This is a genomic window from Photobacterium halotolerans DSM 18316, assembly GCF_000425165.1.
Classification (GTDB): Bacteria; Pseudomonadota; Gammaproteobacteria; order Enterobacterales; family Vibrionaceae; genus Photobacterium; species Photobacterium halotolerans.
The window spans coordinates 485079-506421 of record NZ_KE384319.1; the positions used below are offsets into that span (position 1 = coordinate 485079).

Genomic DNA, 21343 nt, shown 5'->3' on the forward strand with positions numbered 1-21343 from the left:
AGCCCCACTGGAGCAAGCCACGTCATTCAGTCAACCAGTGAACAAGCAAGCTGGTTAACTTCATTTAGCAGGTTCTCAAAATCTGCCATGGTCAGACATGGGTTGAGAATCGTAAGCTTGAGGGCAATTTTGCCATCAACTACGGTTTCACCCAATACTGCAACACCTTTCACCAGGGCCTCAAAACGCAATTTTTTGTTCAATTGGTCTAAATCAGCCTCGGTATTTCCGACATAACGGAACAGTACTGTCGACAAAGCAGGATCAGCCAGCAGTTCAAATTCTTCTGACTGGTTAATCATGTCTGCAACCTGTTGTGTCTGACCCAGCAGGTGATCATACATGGCACCCAGTGAATGTGTGCCGACAGCTTGCATTGTCATCAGTACTTTCAGTGCATCAAAACGCTTAGTCGTCGCGATAGACTTATCAACCAGGTTAGGCACGACATCGTCTTCGCGGTTCAGGTAATCTGCATGGTGCAGCAGATACTTGAAGTTACTCTTGTCTTTGATGATCACCGCACCACAGCTGATTGGTTGATAAAACAGCTTGTGGAAGTCCACGCTGATCGAATCCGCACGCTCTATGCCATGCAGGCGCGTTTTGTGACGGCTGAGGATAAGCGCACCACCGTAAGCACCGTCGACATGCAGCCACATCTTGTTCTGAGCGGCGATATCAGCCAGACCATCCAGATCATCAATCGCACCGTGGTCGGTTGTACCCGCCGTGCCCACTACCGCAAACGGCAGCAAACCATCACGCTTGAGTTCATCAATACGGGTAACCAGCGATGCCAGTTTGATGGTGCCGTCCGGATGCGTATCCACGGTCTCAACCGCGTGCTCACCCAGGCCCATCAGCGAAGCGGACTTCTGTACAGTGAAGTGCGATTTCTTCGAGCACAGAATGCGCATCTTGCCGGCATACTCAGGCAGACCTTGCTTCTGAATGTTATGACCCGACTGGATATCTGCAAACCGGTCACGTGCCAGCAACAGACCCATCAGGTTACTCTGCGTACCACCGCTGGTGAATACACCATCCGCCTGCTTGTCGTAACCATAGACACCGCACAGCCAGTCGACCACTTTCTGCTCAACAAAGGTGGCAGCCGTTGACTGATCCCATGAATCCATGGATTGATTCAGGGCAGCAATGAATGCTTCAGCCGCTACAGCCGGCACCAGAGGTGGCGTGTGCAGGTGCGCAATGCAGTTAGGGTGCTGAACAATGATTGAGTTTTTGGCAATCAGCTCGCCAGCCTGATCAATCACGGCATCCAACGGCAGTTGCTGATCATTCAATTCAATATTGTTGATCAGGTTTTTCAGCACCTGAGGCTCCATACCTGAGTATGGCGCAGTGGTACTTTCAAATACTTGTTTCAGTACTTTGGTTGTCTGGTTCAGCGCAGCTTCGAACTGATCAGCACCACCTTCACCGGTTTGGATGAAGAAAGAGCGCCATTTGTCGGCATCGCTGGCCGCTGACTTTTCAACCACTTTCGCTGGACCGGCAGTAGCGATAATCGCTTTACTCAGTGCATCCAGCGCAAAATCAATTTGCTCCAGGCTGATGATCAAAGGTGGCAGGAAGCGCAGTACAGAGCCCTGACGACCGCCTTTTTCGATGATCAAACCGCGTTCCAGCGCAGCACGCTGAATTTGCATTGTCAGTTGAGGATCCGCTTCCGGCTCACCGAATTTGTTTTTCTTGCCGCCTTTGACGATCTCAACACCCAACATCAGGCCTTTGCCACGCACTTCGCCGATGCAGTCAACGTAAGTCGCAATGCGCTCCAGACCTTCGCGCAGGTACTGACCCGCCACGCGGGCATGCTCAACCAAGTTGTCACGACGGATAATTTCCAGTGCTTTCGCACCGGTTGCCATCGCCAGCTGATTACCGCGGAAAGTACCTGTGTGTTCACCCGGACGCCAGGTATCAACCGACTTGTCGAAAATCAGCACAGACATAGGCAAACCGCCACCCACAGCTTTCGACAAGCACAGGATGTCTGGGGTAATGCCTGATTCTTCGAACGCGAAATTGAAACCGGTTTTACCGATACCACACTGAATTTCATCAAAAATCAGCAGGATGCCGTGTTCTTTGGTAATACGGCGCAGTTCACGCAGCCAGAATGCCGGGGCAGGAATCACACCGCCCTCACCCTGTACGGGTTCAACAATGATCGCAGCCGGCTTTTGTACGCCACTCTCATCGTCGTTCAGCATACGCTCGAGGTAACGCAGCGTTTGTTTCGCCCCTTCATCACCGCCGATACCAAACGGGCAGCGCAGGCTGTAAGGGAACGGCATGAAGTGGACATCAGCCATCAGACCCTGGCGGCGTGCCTTGGTGTTCAGGTTGCCCATCATGGCCATAGTACCGTTGGTCATACCGTGGTACGCGCCATGGAAGGCCATCATCACGTTGCGGCCAGTGGTTTGCTTGGCCAGCTTGATAGCCGCTTCTACAGCGTCTGCTCCAGACGGGCCACAGAATTGAATGCGGGCATTGGCAGCAAACTCATCCGGCAGGAAGTTCATAACTTCACGGATAAATTTATCTTTTACAGGTGTCGTCATGTCCAGCGTCTGATACGGGATACCCGCATTCAGCTGGTCAATGATTGCTTGGTTAATCTCAGGATGGTTGTAACCCAGGGCCAGAGTACCTGCGCCTGCCAGGCAGTCCAGAAAGACCTGGCCACGACTGTCTTCAACCAATACACCTGTCGCCTTCATAATCGCCAGCGGCAAACGACGCGGATAAGAGCGAACTTCGGACTCATAATGCTCCTGACTGAGCAGTAACTCATCTGGGGTCAGGTCATACAGGTCATGAACTACAGGAACATTGGACGCATGCTTGACATCGTCAAAATCAAACACATTACTCATTGGTTTTTAATCCAAAATAGTGAAGCCCACCAAAGGTGGTACTTTTGAGTATAAAAGACATTGATAAGTCAGTAACTTATCGGTAAAGCGCACTCAGCACACAACTAACAGCCCCAGCGATAAACATCACTGTAGTTTGATAGATAGTCAGCTGAAGACATGGTGATCGGACGATCAAGGCTCAGTAATAATACTGCAATGGGGTAAGACAAAGCTGATTTGGGTTAGAGACGTTAAAGTATTCACAGTTGGGTTCCCTCAATGATGCCCTTGCTTCATTACGCAAGACTGCACTATTAATGCCCTTCTACTGACAGCGCCATCGCTAGCAGTACCTACGGATCGTCAACATGCAATCAGCCTGAGTTCATGATGACGGATGTGTCTCAGATATGTTGCCCCCTGAGATTGCGCGAAAAATAACATATTGCGCTTTTCATTGCCAAGCAGAATTTGCGATTGAATAAAAAAATTCATCTACTTTGTTTCAACACACTGGTTACAAGAGAAAAAGAAAAGCGGCCAGAGCCGCTTTCTATAAAAAGCCAGGTGATTGTTCTGTCACATATTATCGGGATGGAGTAAATCACCCTTTGCGGCTTTCAGATACAGATACATTGACCAGTAAGTCAAAATTGTTGCAATGTAGAGGGCAACAAAACCCACAGTTTCCAACAGCTCGTTGGGATGCCACATCAGCATCACCAGAGCAAACATCTGCGCGGCCGTTTTCACCTTACCCACCCAGGAAACAGAAATGCTGGAACGCTTGCCCAGCTCTGCCATCCACTCGCGCAATGCTGAAATAATGATCTCTCTGCCTATCATGGTAATCGCCGGTATGGTTACCCAGACCGAATGATAATGTTCTGTCACCAGCACCAGCGCCGTTGCTACCATGACTTTATCGGCAACCGGGTCAATAAAAGCACCGAATCTTGAGGTCTGGTTGAGCTTACGGGCCAGGTATCCGTCAAACCAATCTGTGATACCTGCTATGGTGAAGATAAGAGCGGTGGCAAACGGTGACCATTCGTAGGGTAAGTAGAAGGTAATCACGAAGAATGGAATGAGCACCAGCCTGATGAAACTCAGGATATTTGGAATTGTTAAGCGCATATTGTTCGTTCTTATGTTTAACGTATTGTGCCTGCCAACGAAAGCCTTTCCGCTGTAAACAGACCTTAAGGGTGCCGCAAAGCTAGCCGTGTTGCAATGCGTCGTATATTTTTTCGGCCAGAGATCGGCTTATGCCCGGCACTTTTTCGATTTCTTCCCTGCTTGCGCGTTTCAGTTCCTGCAATCCCCCCATGTACTTCAACAATGCCTGTCTGCGTTTCGGCCCAATACCTTCCACATCTTCCAGCGTACTGCGTTTGCGAACTTTTCCACGCTGTGCCCTGTGGCCACTGATAGCATGATCATGACTTTCATCACGAATGTGCTGAATTAAGTGCAGCGCCGGTGAATCGCCAGGCAATGAAAATTCTTCCCCGGTGATCAGCAGCAAAGTTTCCAGCCCGGGTTTCCGGGTCGTGCCCTTCGCCACCCCCACCAGCAGCGGCCTTTTAGGCCAGTCACTGCACAAGGGGTTCACCACCTCATGGGCGCGGGAAAGCTGCCCTTTGCCCCCGTCGATGAAAATAATATCGGGGATCTTATCAGGATCAATCTGTTTACTATACCGACGGTGCAACACTTGTCCCATCGCAGCATAATCATCGCCGCCAGTAATGCCGGTGATGTTAAACCGTCGATATTCAGCCCTGACCGGCCCTTCCTGATTAAACACAACACACGAAGCTACCGTTTTCTCGCCCATCGTATGGCTGATGTCAAAACATTCCATACGGGAAAGTGAATCTAGTCCCAGCAATTCACGCAGTTCTGTCACACGCTGATGAACTGTCATTTTATGGTTGAGTTTACTGGTTAATGCTGTCAGGGCATTGGTTTGCGCCAGTTTCAGGTAGCGGGCACGATAACCCCGGGCCTGTGAACGCAGTTCAACTTTACGGCCGGCGACTTCAGTCAGCGCGGCGGACAGAGCCGTCTGTTCATCGCCCAATGACGCACTGACAAGAATGACGGAAGGAATGGTCCGCCCTTCGGCCTGATTGAAATAGAACTGACTGATAAAGCTGGTGATCACCTCGTTCATATCCGTATCAGCCGGCATACGCGGAAAATAACTGCGGCTGCCCAGCACCTTACCCTGACGGATGAAGAGAGCATGAATACACGCCATGCCTTTATCATGAGCGATACCTATGACATCCAGATCATCGTCGCTGTCCTGACTGACAAATTGCTGCTCCTGAATGCGGCGCAACGCCTGAATCTGATCCCGGTAGCGCGCGGCCTTCTCAAACGCGAGTTGCTGACTGGCCACTTCCATTTTGTCCACCAGCGAAGTGATCACCTGGCGGTCTTTACCCTGTAAGAAAAGACGCACAAAATTGACCTGCTCGGCATACTCTTCATCGCTGACAAGTCCCTTGACACAAGGGCCGAGGCAGCGACCAATCTGATACATCAGACAGGGGCGGCTGCGATTGGCATAGACCGAATCTTCACATTGCCGGATAGGAAAGATTTTCTGAAGCAGGTGCAGGCTCTGACGAACCGCGCCTGAATCCGGATACGGGCCGAAATATTCGCCTTTGCGTTTCTTCGCCCCCCGGTGAACCGCCAGTTTCGGATGCTGCTGGCCGCTCAGAAAAATATAGGGGTAAGATTTATCATCACGCAGCAGCACATTGTATTTGGGCAGGTACTGCTTAATGTAATTATGCTCGAGGATCAGGGCTTCTGTTTCGGTATGCGTAACAGTGACATCGATTTTGCAGATGTTGCGAACCAGCGCCCGGGTCTTTTCACTCGACACCTGAACACGGAAGTAACTCGCCAGCCGTTTTTTCAGATCTTTGGCTTTACCGACATAAATAACGTCACCAGCCTGGTCATACATTCGGTATACACCAGGCTGGTTTGTAACTGATTTCAGGAAACTTTTTGCATCGAAGGTCTCTGACACTACAAGGTCTCTGTGTCTAACATGCCGTGACGAATTGCGAGGTGGGTCAGTTCAACATCCCCATTGATATCCAGTTTATTGAACAAGCGATAACGGTAGCTGTTCACCGTTTTCGGGCTTAAGTTCAATTGCTCAGAAATCTCGGTCACTTTCTGACCTTTGGTAATCATCATCATGATTTGTAATTCACGCTCAGATAAATCCTTAAACGGGTTCTCTGAGTTGGATGCAAACTGGCTCAGCGCCATTTGTTGTGCAATTTCCGGCGAAATATAACGCTGACCACTATTCACCGTTCGAATAGCGTTAACCATTTCATCGGCACCGGCACCTTTTGTCAGGTAGCCACAAGCACCGGCTTGCATCACTTTAGTCGGGAACGGGTTTTCCGTATGGACGGTCAGAACGATAATCTTCACATCCGGATTGAAGCGAAGGATCTTTCGTGTCGCTTCCAGCCCACCAATGCCTGGCATATTCATATCCATCAGGATTATGTCGGCATGCTCGTTTCGACACCACTTGACGGCGTCCTCACCACTGATGGCTTCCCCTACCACTTTAATACCACGGACATCTTCAAGAAGACGTCGGATCCCTGTGCGAACCAGTTCGTGATCATCTACAAGGAATACATTGATCAAGCTGTATCTCCAATATGATTTGGCTCTGCACCCTGCCGGAATTGGCGGGATAACTTTTGCTGATAGTACCCAATTTTGCCTGAACTTGGAATGTTCTCACAGACTGTTTATGTGTAAAAGCACACCATTTAGTCATAGTAAGAAGCCACATTAACGGATGAAAACATCCTGTTTCAGCCTGTTAAGTCAAAAATATACAGGGACAGTAGCCTATGAAGCAGTGCAGAATAATATTCAGTATTACCGGGCTGTTATAATCCACAAAATAAAAAAATGCTACTCCCATATTCATTCATCACATTTATACTCATGCTCTGATTTATCTGTTTCAGCCTCTTTGATGACGAAGGCTATCTTTTCACAGGCTAGTAACATCCGTCCCACTGCAACGACGAAAAAACACACCGCCCGGCAAAGCGGGAACTCTGCACAGTCTAGTCCCTCGCCACAGCTCTGCCTTCACTTCAGTTTAGTTCAGCCCGCTTGTTGGATACGGCATACCACCGTAAAAAAGCTTGTCAGATCACAGAGTCCCTACATTAAAGGCCAATAGCCAGAAAATCATTCTATATTCATACATATCAATAAGTTAATCACATCAACCACGAACAAATCCACGCCTTTCACTCAGCATATTCCACCAATAAATACTAAAATTTACAGATGAAGATCCCGTTTTATTGATGACAGTTATATCAAAACCATGACTTGTAACCTAAATCACAACATTTAGAAACAAATTTGACACAGATGGCATGACCCAACAGTACAAAAATGAAGCAAGATATTGATTAAAAAGAGTTAACTGTATTTTTTCACCCAAACAGGTCTGTCACACAGCGTTAACACAAAAGTTGACTACTGGGTCAAGTATATCCAGAATTGACTTATAGGTCAGATCATGAGCCTGTGAGGAGGTCACTTGATTACTTTTTTGTTAAACCAGGACATTCGGGAAGAAGAGCATGTTTCCCCGAATATGACGGTACTGAACTACCTGCGTACCCATGTAAAGAAAACAGGCACCAAGGAAGGTTGTGGCTCTGGTGACTGCGGTGCCTGCACCGTAGTGCTGGGTGAACTTGTCGATGGAAAGCTGCAATACCGCTCAGTCAATTCTTGCCTGACGTTTGTGTCTTCTCTGCATGGCAAGCAGCTGATTACAGTTGAAGATCTGCAAAATGCCAACAAGCAGCTCCACCCTGTTCAGCAAGCCATGGTCGAGTACCACGGTTCACAGTGTGGTTACTGCACACCTGGCTTTATTATGTCGATGTTTGCGCTGAGCAAAAACAAGCCAGCGGCAGATAAAGAAGATGTGATGGAAGCATTAGCGGGTAACTTATGCCGTTGTACCGGTTACCGCCCTATCGTTGATGCGGCCCTGTCACTGAGCCAGGAAGAACAACTGATGGACCAGTTCGCTGAACTGGAACGCCAGACGGTTGCCAAGCTGTCGAAAATCAATCTGAATAATGCAACGCTGAAATATGAAGGCCAGTACGGCTTCTCACCGACCTCTGGCGATGAACTGGCCAATCTGCTGCTGACGCACCCGGATGCCCGTATGGTTGCCGGTGGTACGGATCTGGCTTTGGAAGTCACTCAGTTCCACCGCCCGATCGATAAGCTGATCAATGTGGGCCTGGTCAGCGATATGAAGATCCTGACCGAGACTGAAAGCAGCATTGAAATTGGTGCAAACCTGCCGATTTCCGACTGTTATGCCACACTGAAAAAGTACTATCCGGATTTCGGGGAACTGCTGCACCGCTTTGCTTCTCTGCAGGTGCGTAACCAGGGCACCATCGGCGGTAACGTCGCGAATGCCTCGCCAATCGGTGACAGTCCGCCACTGCTGATTGCCTTGAATGCACAGATCGTGCTGCGTCGTGGTAACGACCGCCGCACCATGCCGCTGGAAGACTACTTCATCAGTTATAAAGTCACGGCTCAGCAGCCTTCCGAGTTCATCGAGAAGATCATTGTGCCTAAGCCTGTGATTGGCAGCCAGTTCCGTGCGTACAAACTGTCTAAGCGTCTGGACGATGATATTTCCGCCGTCTGTGGTGCATTCACGATTGCGTTGAGCGATGACGGAAAAGTGGCTGATGCCCGTATTGCCTTCGGTGGTATGGCGGCTGTGCCAAAGCGTGCCGCCAACTGCGAAGCCGCACTGGTTGGTCAGAAGTGGAATCTGGAGACGGTCAAGGCCGCAATGGCTGCGCTGTCTGACGATTTTGAGCCGCTGTCTGATTTCCGGGCCAGCAAGGAATATCGTGCATTAACGGCCGCAAACATGCTGCACCGTTTCTATCTCGAACAACAGTCCAACGGCCAAATTGAAACAAGGGTAACTGCTTATGTCTAATCATCACCATAACACATTGAGTCACGATGAAATGGTGGCGAAATTCGCGCAGGATCTGACTTCCGGCGTGGGTAAAAGCGTAAAGCATGACAGCGCTGCCAAACAGGTGACTGGCGAAGCCGTTTACATTGATGACCGGCTGGAATTTCCAAACCAATTGCACGTGTATGCACGTACCAGTACCTACGCGCACGCCAAAATTACCAAGCTGGATGTCAGCCCGTGTTACGCCTTTGAAGGCGTCGCCATCGCCATCACCAGCAAAGATGTACCGGGACAACTGGACATAGGTGCGGTATTGCCGGGCGATCCCCTGCTGGCAGACGGCATTGTTGAATTCTATGGTCAGCCAGTTATTGCGGTTGCCGCCAATGATATGGAAACTGCCCGCAAAGCCGCTCAGGCGGCCATCATCGAATACGAACCACTGGAAGCCGTATTGGATGTTGAAGAGGCTCTGGCCAAGAAACACTTCGTCTCAGGCAGTCACCAGCACAAGCGCGGCGATTCCGAAGGCGCACTGGCGAGTGCGAAGCATGTGCTGGAAGGCGATCTGCATATCGGCGGTCAGGAACACTTCTATCTGGAAACCCAGGTCAGCTCTGTGATGCCAACCGAAGACGGCGGCATGATAGTGTACACCTCTACCCAGAACCCTACTGAAGTGCAAAAACTGGTCGCTGAAGTGCTGGGCGTCCCTATGCACAAAGTGGTGATCGACATGCGCCGCATGGGTGGCGGTTTCGGTGGTAAAGAAACGCAGGCGGCAAGCCCGGCGTGTCTGGCTGCTGTGATTGCGCACCTGACCGGCCGCCCGACCAAAATGCGTCTGCCACGTATGGAAGACATGATCATGACGGGTAAACGCCACCCGTTCTACAACCAGTACAAAGTCGGTTTTGACGATGACGGCCGGATTCACGGCATTGATATCACGGTATCAGGTAACTGTGGTTATTCCCCGGATCTGTCTAACTCTATCGTGGACCGTGCCATGTTCCACTCTGACAACGCCTACTATCTGGGCGATGCCACAGTGACAGGCCACCGTTGTAAAACCAATACAGCGTCGAATACCGCTTACCGTGGTTTCGGTGGTCCGCAGGGCATGATGACCATTGAACACATTATGGATGAAATCGCCCAGCATCTGGGTAAAGATCCGCTGGATGTGCGCAAGGTGAACTATTACGGTCATGAAGATCGCAATGTCACCCACTACTACCAGAAAGTGGAAGACAACTTCATTCATGACATCACCGAGCAGCTGGAAGCCAGCAGTGAGTATAAAGCGCGCCGTAAAGCCATTGCCGAGTACAACAAAACCAGCCCGATTCTGAAGAAAGGTCTGGCACTGACGCCAGTGAAGTTCGGTATTTCCTTTACCGCAACATTCCTGAACCAGGCTGGTGCACTGATTCATATCTACACCGATGGCAGTATTCATCTCAACCACGGTGGTACCGAGATGGGTCAGGGCCTGAATATCAAAGTGGCTCAGGTAGTGGCTGAAGTGTTCCAGGTGGATATCGACCGAATCCAGATCACGGCAACCAATACCGACAAAGTGCCGAATACCTCGCCAACGGCAGCATCATCTGGTGCGGACCTTAACGGTAAAGCGGCGCAGAACGCAGCGTTGACCATCAAACAGCGCCTGATCGACTTTGCCTGCAGCCACTTTAAAGTCACCCCGGAAGAAGTGATCTTTAAAAACGGCCTGGTGCAAATCCGTGAAGAGCTGAAAACTTTTGAAGAAATCATTCAGATGGCTTACTTCAATCAGGTTTCGCTGTCGAGCACAGGGTTCTACCGCACACCTAAGATTTACTACGATCACGAGAAAGCCCGCGGTCGCCCATTCTACTACTACGCCTACGGTGCAGCCTGTGCCGAAGTGGTACTGGATACCCTGACCGGCGAATACAAGATCCTGCGTGCTGACATACTGCATGATGTAGGGGCATCTCTGAACCCGGCGATTGATATCGGCCAGGTTGAAGGTGGCTTTATTCAGGGTGTGGGCTGGCTGACGACAGAAGAGCTGGTGTGGAACGATCAGGGTCGCCTGATGACCAGCGGTCCGGCAAGCTACAAGATCCCGGCGATTGCCGATATGCCGATTGATTTCCGCACTCAGCTGCTGGAAAACCGCAGCAACCCTGAAGACACAGTCTTCAACTCAAAAGCCGTGGGTGAGCCTCCGTTCATGCTGGGTATGTCGGTCTGGAGCGCGATTAAAGATGCCATCCGTTCAGTTGCCGAGCCCGGTACTCTGGTCAAACTGGATACCCCTGCAACACCAGAGCGCGTACTCTGGGCGATCAACGAAGTGCAACCGTCTTCGTCTCAACCTTTCCTGAGTCGCAGGAAGAAAGAAGAGGCCGAGACAGCAACCAGTGAACAAGCCCAGTAAAACAGCCAAAAGTAGTATATGGCGGGCCTTCGGGCTCGCCTGATGAGGAAAGCGCGATGTTTAAAGACAACTGGATTCATGCCCTGGCTGAACTGGATCAACGTGGTGAACCTTGTGTTATGGTCACTGTGCTGGCTGATCGGGGCTCAGTGCCCCGCGATGCCGGTACCAAAATGCTGGTGACCCGTAACGAGATCATCGCCACCATTGGCGGCGGTCACCTGGAGCACAAAGCGATCAAACTGGCACGGGAAATGCTGCTGACCGGAGACAGACACCCGCGGGTTGAGCATTTCAATTTAGGTGCCAGACTCGGTCAGTGCTGCGGTGGCATGGCCACCCTGAGCCTGGAGCCAATTGGCCAGCAACAACACCATCTGGTGCTTTTTGGTGCGGGCCATGTCGCGAAAGCTTTAATCCATATTGTCAGCACATTGCCTTTTCGCGTGACCTGGATCGATCAGCGGGAAAGTGAGTTCCCCGCCGAGCTGCCACTCGGTGTGACCAAGCTGGTGTCTGATGATCCGGTTGGCGATATCCGCGATATGCCTGCCAACAGTTATTATCTGGTGATGACCCATAATCATCAGCTGGATTTTGAACTGGCAAGGGAAATCCTCAACAGAAATGATACTGCATATTTTGGCATGATAGGGTCGCTGACCAAGAGGAAGAAGTTTGATTATCGACTGTCACAACGCGGCTACGATGATGAAACCATACGGCGTATGGTCTGCCCGATTGGCATTGATGCCGTCAAGGGTAAGCATCCGGCAGAAATTGCGGTTTCGGTTGCGGGCGAGCTGATTGCCCACTACCAGGGCGAAACCCTGGCCGATAAACGCGAAGACTCTGCTGCCACAGAGTCCGATGACAGCACCGACAATCAAGTCGCCTGACAGCGATTAACGAAGGATAAATACATGACATTACAACGCACGGCTTATCGCTCAGCGATTTTACACAGCATTGCCGACCCCCAGGAAGTCGGTCTTGATAACAGCTTTGAATTTTTTGAAGACGGTGTTCTGGTGGTTGAGAACGGCCACATTGTGGATGTGGGCCCGGCCGACGAGGTGCTGGCCCGCCACCCGTCCGGTATGACCGTCACACAGTATGAGCACAAGCTGATCACTGCCGGTTTTATTGATACCCATATTCACTATCCGCAAACCGGCATGATCGCCTCTTACGGCGAGCAGTTGCTGGACTGGCTGGAAAACTACACTTTCCCGGAAGAACTGAAGTTCAAAAACCCGGTGTATGCACGCCAGGTCGCCAACATTTTCTTTGATGAGCTGGCCAGCAACGGGACAACCACCGCCCTGGTTTTCGGTACAGTGCATAAAGAATCTGTCGATGTGTTTTTCGAAGAAGCTGAAAAACGCAAACTGCGCATGATTGCCGGTAAAGTCCTGATGGATCGCAACGCGCCGGATTACCTGACAGACACCCCGGAATCCGGTTATCAGGACTCAAAAGCGCTGATCGAAAAATGGCACAACAAAGACCGTTTGCTGTATGCCGTGACACCGCGTTTCGCGCCAACCAGCACACCCGAGCAACTGGCGACTGTCGGTAAACTGCTGGAAGAGTATCCGGATGTGTATATGCACACTCATCTTTCTGAAAACAAGAAAGAAATTGAGTGGGTGCTGGAACTCTTCCCTGAGCGCAACAGTTACTTAGATGTGTACGACCATTACAAACTGCTGAAAAACCGGGCTGTTTTTGCCCACGGTGTACACCTGACCGACTGTGAATGTAAACGTCTGTCTGAAACCGGCTCAGCGATTGCTTTCTGTCCGACCTCTAACCTGTTCCTTGGCTCTGGCTTATTCAACCTGCCGAAAATGGAGCAGCACGGTATTCGTGTTGGTATGGGAACCGATGTTGGTGCCGGCACCAGTTTCTCACTGCTCCAGACCATGAGCGAAGCCTATAAGATTCTACAGTTACAGCAGCAGAAACTGCATCCATTGAAATCCCTGTATCTGTCGACTCTGGGCGGCGCCAAAGCGCTGTACCTGGACGATAAGATCGGTAACCTGAAACCGGGTAAAGAAGCGGATTTCGTGGTACTGGATCTGCACGCTACACCGTTAATGTCTTTCCGCATGCAGCAAGCAAAAACGCTGGAAGAGCAACTCTTTGTGCTGATGAGTCTGGGTGATGACCGCACCGTCAGCAAAACCTTCGTCTATGGCGAAAAAGCCTACGATGCCGAAGGCACAACCGAACCAGAAATGGTAACTAAGAAAAAAGCGAGCTAAAAACTCGCGTCTCCACAATGCGTCTATCCTTGCCCGTCCCGGTATTCACGTCTCTAACACCGCCGCGGACGGGCGTTTTTTTATCTTGCCTGCTTCTGTCTGAATCTAACTCACAGCACCTTATGCGGTCCGAAGCACTCGTAGTGCATCTGCGATTCGCTCACGCCTTTCTCTTTCAGCTGCTTGGCCACATGCTGCATGAAACCTACAGGCCCGCAGAAATAGAAAGTGGTGTTTTGCCAGTCAACAGCCGTATCCAGCTTGCTCAGATCCATGAAACCTTCAAAGTCCGCGGTGACACCCTGTGGCTCGCGATACCAGACATGGCTGCTGACACCCTGTACTGTACTTGCAATTTCTTTTACCTGGCAGCCAAACGCATGCTGACGGTGGTTTTCGGCGGCATGCAACCAGTGAACCGGCGCCTGGTGGCTGTCTTTGATGCTTTCCAGCATCGCCAGCATAGGTGTCAGACCAACGCCTGCCGAAATCAGAGCGACAGGCTGAGTGGCGTCAGAACGGAAGAAAAAGTCACCGGATGGTGCTGCCAGCTGGACTTTATCACCCACCTTCAGGTGTTGGTGAAGATAAGATGACACAGTCCCCAGCGCTTCACGCTTGACCGAAATTCGGTAGGTCTCGCCATTAGGGGCACCGGAAAGGCTGTACTGGCGTATCTCCTGATTGTCAAAACCATCAGGCTTCAGATAAATACCAATGTACTGCCCCGGTTGATACGTTGCGACAGGCTGGTCATCTGTCGGCATAAACACAAAACTGGTAATCACATCGCTTTCGGGTGTTTTTGCCACCAGTTCAAATTCCCGGGTGCCGCGCCAGCCACCGGTTTTTGCCTCATTTTCCTGGTAAATCGCCTCTTCACGGTCAATAAACACAGTAGACAACAAGCCGTATGCTTCAGCCCACGCATCCAGCACCGCCTGGCCCGGTGCGAACAATTCATCAATGGTACCAAGCAAGTGCTCACCCACAATCGCGTACTGCTCAGCCGTGATGTTGAAGCTGGCATGTTTCTGAGCAATTTTCTCCACCACAGGCAACAGCACTTCCAGATTATCGATATTCGCAGCATAGCCGTACACCGCATTGAACAAGGCTTCACGCTGACGGCCGCTGTCCTGGTGCGTCAGATTAAAAATATCTTTCAGCTCAGGGTGATGACGGAACATACGATCATAAAAATGTGCGGTGAGTTTGGGGCCGGTTTCGGCTAAAAGCGGTGCTGTGGATTTAACGATATCAATGGTGTTCTGACTCAGCATAGCAGCTTCCTTTAAAGATGTATTTATAATGCATGTTTTAAAGTTGTATCTTAAATATATCTTTCAGTCAATAAAGGAATTACACTTGCCGCTAGTGTTGAAAGAGGAAAAAATGTGCAACTGACCAACTTTACTGACTACGGATTAAGAGCTTTGATCCTGCTGGGAGCCTTGCCAGACGGGGAACTCACCAGTATCAGCCACGTCAGTGACACGTTCGCTGTGTCCAGAAACCATATGGTGAAAATCATCAACAAACTGGGTCAGCTGGGCTATGTAAAAACCGTTCGCGGAAAAAATGGCGGGATATGCCTGGCGATGCCAGCAAGTGACATCATTGTGGGTCAGGTGGTTCGGGATCTGGAACCGCTGCAAGTGGTGAACTGCGCACCAGAATTCTGCCATATCACCCCAGCCTGCCGTCTGAAATCCTATCTGGCGAAAGCCAAAGACGCCTTTCTGGCAGAATTAGATCAGTGCACAATCACCGATCTGCTGGCAGATAACGATGCGTTATTGATTTTGCTGACCAGGCCGGAATGAAAATTCTGCCCCACGTCGAACAAGTGTGGGGCATCCACATTTTTGGTAAACACTGCTGGCAAATAACAACACTTCCAGCGTTAAGACGCTGAAGGCTCGATCTGAACATATCTGTCAGCGACGGATAGCAACACGTCAGTATGATTAAAAATATCATCAACCCGGTTAATGGGATAACGTGTTTCTTTCCTGTCCTCGTCTAACACGCCCAGATACTTTTGTTTGGCATTAAAATGCAGCCGACAGAGTGGTTTTCTATTATTGTCATCCAATAACACACCGAAATAACTTTGGGTATCACGTGAATGAATACGGGCGACATCTAACTTTTGTCTTAATATTGCTTTAACAACATTAAACCCTTCAATTTCTTCATCTGTTGTAATGATCTTTGGTGTACCCTCACTCTCAAATTCGTCCTCATCTTCATAAGATAAAGTCTCTGCTTGAGATACTTTTGAGTCTGAGCCAATTGCTGACTGTAAACGGGCGTTGATACTGTCGTTGAGGAACTGTTTTAATGCTTTTTGTGTTAATTCCAGAAACTGTGCTTTGACTTTAGACGTTTGTACTCCATCGTAGACTTTCGAGGTGAAAAATTTAACAAAATCTTCTTCCGGTAAGGAAAACTGCTCACCAAGCACTTTCTTAATCTGGCTGAGGTACTTTAATTCTCCCGCCGCATCAACCACAGAATCCACATCAAAAGACGATTTAGTCAGCTTCTTCACTTCAGGGACAATATGCTCATCCAGGTTCTCTAAATCTAAGGTGAGGAAAGGTTTTTCATCCATTTTGTTCGGTGCATCGAGATCGGTAAAGAACTGATATTTAGCACCATTTGTCAAAATGGCAATTCTGGCATTGGTGACTGAAAAATAACGAAAAAGTTGGCCAGCATGTTTAGTCGATAATGTTTCGCCGAATTTTTTACACTCAATAAGAATTTGAACTTCATCTTCTTTCATCAGTGCATAATCGACTTTCTCGCCTTTTTTTGTTGCTGTATCTGCCGTAAACTCGGGAATAACTTCCTGAGGGTTGAACACATCGTACCCTAACACCGAATGCAAAAAAGGCATCACAAGTGCATTTTTTGTCGCCTCTTCAGTTGCCAGTGTTTCTGAAAATTGTTCGACTTTCTTTGCCAGTGTTTGTAACCGTTCAATGAAATCCATGAGCAACTCCTTTTTATAGCTCTTCCGTTCGAACCATAGATGTCACAGACGCACAGCACATAGAAAACTAGCTGAAAAAGTGATCCTGTTATCAGAATGTAGCCTGCTGGTATTTACTCTTTTTTCAATCTCGTCATCTCGATCGTCTGACTAATGGCTAAGTCATGACTTCTGCTGATACAAAAAAAAGCCCCGATACAAAACGTATGGGGCTGGTCACATATTATGGATTGATATGTAAAGGAGATTATCTGCCCTTCTTACCCAGGTTTCAGACTGAGCCACACAACACGCTTGTCCTATCAGATTGCCATCTAGTTTTTGGACTTCGCCTGCTTGTTGCCAAACTGTAACACCGGGTATGTCTGGGCTAACGGACTATAAAGTGGGGGCTTTCGCCCCCGAGGGGATTAAAGATGCGCGCCCTGCTCAACCCAGGTACCGATCAGCTTACGCTCATCATCGGTCATCTGAGTCAGGTTACCCAGCGGCATCACTTTCGTTTGTACCGACTGCGCAACAATGCGGGGTGCATTCACTTTAATTTCTTCCGGTGTATCCAGTATCACACCCGCTGGTGCTGTCGAGAACGCAGCATGAGTCGGTTGCGCTGAATGACACACTGAACAACGCTCCTGAATGACTTCATTCACCTGAGCAAAACTCACTCCGCTGCTGGCAGGCTGAGCCGCTGCTGCTGAGCCGGTTTCCGCCTGAGCTGTCGTTGACTCTGCTTTGGCTTCTGCGGCAGGTGCCGACGCAGCAGGGACAGAGCTCTCACCCATCCGGCTTGCGTAAGGCGAGGTCACAAATGCCAGCGCAATCATGCCCAGCGCGGCTACCGGCACTGTCCAGGCAAACTTCTGGCTGCCATGGCGGGTGTTGAAGTAATGGCGTACCAGGATGCTGAAGACAGCCAGGCCAGCCAGGATCAACCAGTTATATTCTGAGCCATAGGTGCTCGGGAAATGGTTACTGATCATGATGAACAGCACTGGCAACGTCAGGTAGTTGTTATGACGTGAACGCAGCAGACCTTTTGCCGGCAGTACAGGATCCGGTTCGCGGTTCTCTTCAATGGCTTTTACCAGGCCACGCTGAGCCGGCATGATAACGAAGAATACGTTACCGACCATGATAGTACCGATGATCGCGCCGACATGGATGTAAGCACCACGCCCGCTGAACACCTGGCTCAGGCCATAGGCTGCAGCCACTAAGCCGAAGAACAGGATAATACCCAGCAGCATTGGCTTCTTGCCCAGTGCTGAATCACACAGCAGACTGTAAATAATCCAGCCAGCAGCCAGAGAGCCCACACCCAGTGCCACTGAAGCCGTGGCACTCAGACCGGAACCCGGCGCGACCAGATAAATATCCGCATTGAGGTAATACACCACACCCAGCAGCAGTACACCTGTGATCCAAGTGAAATAAGCTTCCCACTTAAACCAGTGCAGGTTTTCAGGCATGCTTGGTGGCGCCAGTTTGTATTTTTCCAGGTGGTAAATACCACCGCCGTGAATGGCCCAGAGGTCACCAGACAAGCCAGTTTTCGGATTGACACGGTTCAGGTTGTTTTCCAACCAGACAAAGTAAAATGAGGCACCAATCCAGGCGATACCTACAATCATGTGAACCCAGCGAATTGCCAGATTCAGCCATTCCGTCATATGTGGATCCATAACGAACTCCTGTTATGTTATGCGAACTTTAATTGCCTTGGGCTTATCAAAGTGCGACGGTTAATGCTTCCTGCTCCAGACTGCTCAGTGATAATTCGATACGAACATCGTCAGAAAAGTACACTTCATCGCAGTTGTTGCCAGGCCCGGCACGATCGACAACCAGAAATTGATCGTCCTTGCGCAGAGCCAGAACCGGGTGGTGCCAGACCCCTTTACCATAATTCACGCCCTGACGTCCGTTACTGTAAAACGCCTTAAGCTGAGCGGGGTCCGGTGTATCCCCTGCCGGGGCCACCAGGATCAGGTACGGATTTCCAAGTAAAGGAATAAAGGCCTGAGATCCCAGAGGATGCCTCTCCATCATGGCTATCTGTAAAGGATAACTCAAAGGCTGGGCTTCAAAGATACTGATGATGGCTGAACCACCTTCTTCCTGCACATCCACATTTGCCATGGCATGGTAACGTCGGGTTGACCCGTTATTGATCATAAAGTAGTCACTTACTTCTTTATCAATAACATCACCAAAAGGGGTAAATGCTTCGCGGGTAAGTGGCTCAATCGTCAGTTGTCTCACTGGTGTACTCATGGTGACTATTCCTGTCCTGATTACATTGTCTGCAGGCGGAATAAAGCGATCTTATTGATCTCTTCCAACGCCTTATCGAACTCAGCCTCAATTTCATTGCCTAATCGCGCCTCGAACGATTCGAGGATTTGATAACGATTGGCCCCTTTCACTGCCATGATGAAGGGAAACTGAAAACGTGCTTTGTAGCTATCGTTATAACGATTGAACTTTTCGAATTCTTCCGGTGAACACTGGCTAATTCCTGCGCCAGCCTGCTCGGCGGTGGACGCTTCGGTCAGTTCACCGTTCACTGCGGCTTTTCCGGCTAAATCCGGGTGCGCATTAATCAGGGCTAACTGTTCTTCTTTGCTGGCTGAAAGCAAAGTGTCTGCCATACGCGCATGCAGGGTGCTGATGTCATCATCAGCCTCATTGATACCATTGTCGTAGACTTTTTCCGCCACCCAGGGGCTGTGCTCATACACATCTGCAAATTGAGAGACAAACTCTTCCCTGCTCATTTGGCTCGGTTGGCAAGACGTAAAACGTGCCATCATTAATACTCCTTCATACTTGGGTGCGGGTGATGTTCGTGCCAGTGCTTGGCAATATCAATTCGGCGGCACAACCAGACCTTCTCATGCTGGCTCACATAATCCAGGAAACGGCGCAGTGCAGCGATGCGTCCGGGACGACCTATCAGGCGACAATGCAAACCCACTGACATCATCTTGGGTGCTGTGGCACCTTCTTCATACAGGGTGTCAAAGGTGTCTTTTAAATAATTGAAGAATTGATCACCTGCATTAAAGCCCTGCACTGTGGCAAAACGCATATCATTGGTATCCAGAGTGTACGGGATCACCAGCTGCGGTTTCGGGCCCTCTTCGTGCCAGTAAGGCAGGTCGTCATCGTAGGCATCAGAGTCGTACATAAAACCGCCCTCTTCCGCGACAATGCGACGGGTATTCGGGCCTGTGCGACCTGTGTACCAACCGTACGGGCGCTCGCCAGTCAGATTTTTGATAATCTCAATTGCTTTCATCATGTGATCGCGTTCTTCAGACTCATCAATGTTCTGATAATCAATCCAGCGATAACCATGACTGCAGATCTCGTGGCCGGCTTCGACAAACGCTTTCGCCACATCCGGATGACGCTCCAGTGCCATGGCGACACCGAACACAGTCAGCGGCACATCGTATTCTTTAAACAAGCGCAGGATGCGCCATACGCCAGCACGGCTGCCGTACTCATAAATCGATTCCATGCTGATATGACGCTGACCCGGAAATGGCTGTGCCGCTGGGATCTCAGACAAAAATGCTTCCGACTCGCTATCACCATGAAGAATGCAACGTTCCCCACCTTCTTCGTAGTTGAGAACAAAAGAGACAGCGACGCGAGCGTCATTTGGCCAACGTGGGTGCGGGGGTACTGCACCATAGCCGATCAGATTGCGTGGATACTCATTACTCACACATGACTCCTTTAATCCTAATTGGTCAACACACTGACCATCTGATAATCAATTTATAACAGTGATTGTATACAATATCCAGATTTTTTGTAAATAAAATGTGCGCAACATTTTTTGTGATTCATCAAAAAAAGTTAACCGCTTGTTATCTCTATATAGCTTACTTTAATATCAATATGTTAGACAACAAGCAGGTACAACAAAGGGTTACATGACTTAACTTCCGGGTTAACATTTCGGTTACACAAGCCTTTACAATCGAAAAAGTTGTGTACATAGTTAAATACAATGTGGCGAACTGATTACGGATCACACATCAGAAGGCATACAATAGGAATGCAAGAAGTAATCCATTTTCTGTACAACTTAAGGAGCGCAACGCGCGAGGTTATCCATGGGAAAACTGACAACTCACGTGCTTGACACAGCCTCAGGCTTACCTGGAGCGGAAATTAAAGTGTCGCTTTACCGTCAAGAAGGCACAAACTTCGTTCTGGTTAAAACCACGCATACCAATTCTGATGGCAGAACTGACCAGCCTTTGCTGGAAGGAAACGAGTTCCAGAGCGGTAAATATGAGCTGGTATTCGAGACTGCCCATTACTTCCGCCAGAGAGGCGTTGAACTGTCTTCAGTTCCCTTTCTGGACGATGTAGTCATCCGTTTCGGTATTGCAGATACAGGCAGCCACTATCATGTGCCACTGCTGGTGTCACCTTACAGCTTCTCCACATACCGGGGCAGCTGATCCACAACGGAACACAAGTAGAACATGAGGGTTCCCTGGCCTGAGGTCAGATGCAGGTCAGGGAACCGCGCAAGAGAGTTTGAAGATTGTATACAATGAGAGCAGGCTAAGTCGTTATCACTTCAAAAAACCACGCAGTCTCCGGCCGTTACCCGGCCGGCAGGGTTTTCAGTAAGTGACGGCCTGGAACATAGAGGGA

Annotated in this window: 16 protein-coding genes; 6 read left to right on the forward strand and 10 right to left on the reverse strand. The window is 49.7% G+C overall.

Annotated elements, in window-relative coordinates; all coding sequences use genetic code 11:
* Positions 1-26: 26 nt before the first annotated feature.
* The 4 genes from H511_RS0111560 to uvrY form a co-directional block, all read right to left on the reverse strand.
* Positions 27-2912, reverse strand: coding sequence for a pyridoxal phosphate-dependent class III aminotransferase (locus tag H511_RS0111560; RefSeq protein ID WP_027252438.1), 2886 nt, complete (start codon positions 2910-2912; stop codon positions 27-29).
* Positions 2913-3473: 561 nt separating this feature from the next.
* Positions 3474-4031, reverse strand: a complete 558-nt coding sequence (pgsA, locus tag H511_RS0111565) for a CDP-diacylglycerol--glycerol-3-phosphate 3-phosphatidyltransferase (protein WP_027252439.1) — start codon at positions 4029-4031, stop codon at positions 3474-3476.
* A gap of 82 nt (positions 4032-4113) precedes the next feature.
* Positions 4114-5949, reverse strand: a complete 1836-nt coding sequence (gene uvrC, locus H511_RS0111570) for an excinuclease ABC subunit UvrC (RefSeq protein ID WP_027252440.1) — start codon at positions 5947-5949, stop codon at positions 4114-4116.
* A complete protein-coding gene (gene uvrY / locus H511_RS0111575; protein ID WP_027252441.1) occupies positions 5949-6593 on the reverse strand; it encodes a UvrY/SirA/GacA family response regulator transcription factor in 645 nt (214 codons plus the stop codon). Before uvrY ends, uvrC begins: the two co-directional genes overlap by 1 nt.
* 922 nt (positions 6594-7515) lie before the next feature.
* Here uvrY and xdhA point away from each other — a divergent pair.
* The 4 genes from xdhA to guaD are packed head-to-tail and all read left to right on the forward strand — an operon-like array spanning position 7516 to position 13653.
* Entirely contained in the window at positions 7516-8964 is a 1449-nt protein-coding gene (gene xdhA / locus H511_RS0111580) for a xanthine dehydrogenase small subunit (RefSeq protein ID WP_036759489.1), read from the forward strand.
* Positions 8957-11380, forward strand: a complete 2424-nt coding sequence (gene xdhB, locus H511_RS0111585) for a xanthine dehydrogenase molybdopterin binding subunit (protein WP_027252443.1) — start codon at positions 8957-8959, stop codon at positions 11378-11380. The genes xdhA and xdhB overlap by 8 nt, the downstream gene beginning before the upstream one ends.
* Before the next feature lie 56 nt (positions 11381-11436).
* Complete coding sequence (gene xdhC, locus H511_RS0111590; protein WP_027252444.1) at positions 11437-12279, forward strand: xanthine dehydrogenase accessory protein XdhC; 843 nt, start codon at positions 11437-11439, stop codon at positions 12277-12279.
* Positions 12280-12303: 24 nt separating this feature from the next.
* The gene (gene guaD / locus H511_RS0111595) at positions 12304-13653 is read left to right on the forward strand and encodes a guanine deaminase (protein ID WP_027252445.1); all 1350 of its coding nucleotides are present in this window, start codon (positions 12304-12306) and stop codon (positions 13651-13653) included.
* Between the two features lie 110 nt (positions 13654-13763).
* Here the strand turns inward: guaD and hmpA are convergent, their stop codons facing one another.
* The gene (hmpA, locus tag H511_RS0111600) at positions 13764-14936 is read right to left on the reverse strand and encodes an NO-inducible flavohemoprotein (RefSeq protein WP_027252446.1); all 1173 of its coding nucleotides are present in this window, start codon (positions 14934-14936) and stop codon (positions 13764-13766) included.
* Positions 14937-15050: 114 nt separating this feature from the next.
* Between hmpA and nsrR the strand changes: the two genes are divergently transcribed.
* Positions 15051-15479: a nitric oxide-sensing transcriptional repressor NsrR gene (gene nsrR, locus H511_RS0111605; RefSeq protein ID WP_027252447.1), complete on the forward strand. Its 429-nt coding sequence runs from the start codon at positions 15051-15053 to the stop codon at positions 15477-15479.
* 80 nt (positions 15480-15559) lie between these two features.
* Here the strand turns inward: nsrR and H511_RS0111610 are convergent, their stop codons facing one another.
* The 5 genes from H511_RS0111610 to puuE form a co-directional block, all read right to left on the reverse strand.
* Positions 15560-16657 (reverse strand): type I restriction enzyme HsdR N-terminal domain-containing protein, encoded by a 1098-nt coding sequence (locus H511_RS0111610; protein ID WP_027252448.1) that lies wholly within the window; start codon positions 16655-16657, stop codon positions 15560-15562.
* Between the two features lie 410 nt (positions 16658-17067).
* A complete protein-coding gene (locus H511_RS0111615; protein WP_027252449.1) occupies positions 17068-18342 on the reverse strand; it encodes a urate hydroxylase PuuD in 1275 nt (424 codons plus the stop codon).
* Between the two features lie 46 nt (positions 18343-18388).
* Positions 18389-18934 (reverse strand): ureidoglycolate lyase, encoded by a 546-nt coding sequence (locus H511_RS0111620; RefSeq protein ID WP_027252450.1) that lies wholly within the window; start codon positions 18932-18934, stop codon positions 18389-18391.
* 20 nt (positions 18935-18954) lie between these two features.
* Positions 18955-19470 (reverse strand): 2-oxo-4-hydroxy-4-carboxy-5-ureidoimidazoline decarboxylase, encoded by a 516-nt coding sequence (gene uraD, locus H511_RS0111625; protein WP_027252451.1) that lies wholly within the window; start codon positions 19468-19470, stop codon positions 18955-18957.
* 2 nt (positions 19471-19472) lie between these two features.
* Positions 19473-20396 (reverse strand): allantoinase PuuE, encoded by a 924-nt coding sequence (gene puuE, locus H511_RS0111630; RefSeq protein WP_027252452.1) that lies wholly within the window; start codon positions 20394-20396, stop codon positions 19473-19475.
* A gap of 394 nt (positions 20397-20790) precedes the next feature.
* Between puuE and uraH the strand changes: the two genes are divergently transcribed.
* Entirely contained in the window at positions 20791-21144 is a 354-nt protein-coding gene (gene uraH / locus H511_RS0111635; protein ID WP_027252453.1) for a hydroxyisourate hydrolase, read from the forward strand.
* The last annotated feature ends 199 nt before the right edge of the window (positions 21145-21343 follow it).

What these genes read in the sequence shown, in the direction of transcription:
- H511_RS0111560 (WP_027252438.1), bottom strand. Translation starts at nt 2,912, where the DNA reads ATGAGTAATGTGTTTGATTTTGACGATGTCAAGCATGCGTCCAATGTT.
- pgsA (WP_027252439.1), bottom strand. Translation starts at nt 4,031, where the DNA reads ATGCGCTTAACAATTCCAAATATCCTGAGTTTCATCAGGCTGGTGCTC.
- xdhB (WP_027252443.1), top strand. Translation starts at nt 8,957, where the DNA reads ATGTCTAATCATCACCATAACACATTGAGTCACGATGAAATGGTGGCG.
- xdhC (WP_027252444.1), top strand. Translation starts at nt 11,437, where the DNA reads ATGTTTAAAGACAACTGGATTCATGCCCTGGCTGAACTGGATCAACGT.
- guaD (WP_027252445.1), top strand. Translation starts at nt 12,304, where the DNA reads ATGACATTACAACGCACGGCTTATCGCTCAGCGATTTTACACAGCATT.
- hmpA (WP_027252446.1), bottom strand. Translation starts at nt 14,936, where the DNA reads ATGCTGAGTCAGAACACCATTGATATCGTTAAATCCACAGCACCGCTT.
- H511_RS0111610 (WP_027252448.1), bottom strand. Translation starts at nt 16,657, where the DNA reads ATGGATTTCATTGAACGGTTACAAACACTGGCAAAGAAAGTCGAACAA.
- H511_RS0111615 (WP_027252449.1), bottom strand. Translation starts at nt 18,342, where the DNA reads ATGGATCCACATATGACGGAATGGCTGAATCTGGCAATTCGCTGGGTT.
- H511_RS0111620 (WP_027252450.1), bottom strand. Translation starts at nt 18,934, where the DNA reads ATGAGTACACCAGTGAGACAACTGACGATTGAGCCACTTACCCGCGAA.
- uraD (WP_027252451.1), bottom strand. Translation starts at nt 19,470, where the DNA reads ATGGCACGTTTTACGTCTTGCCAACCGAGCCAAATGAGCAGGGAAGAG.
- uraH (WP_027252453.1), top strand. Translation starts at nt 20,791, where the DNA reads ATGGGAAAACTGACAACTCACGTGCTTGACACAGCCTCAGGCTTACCT.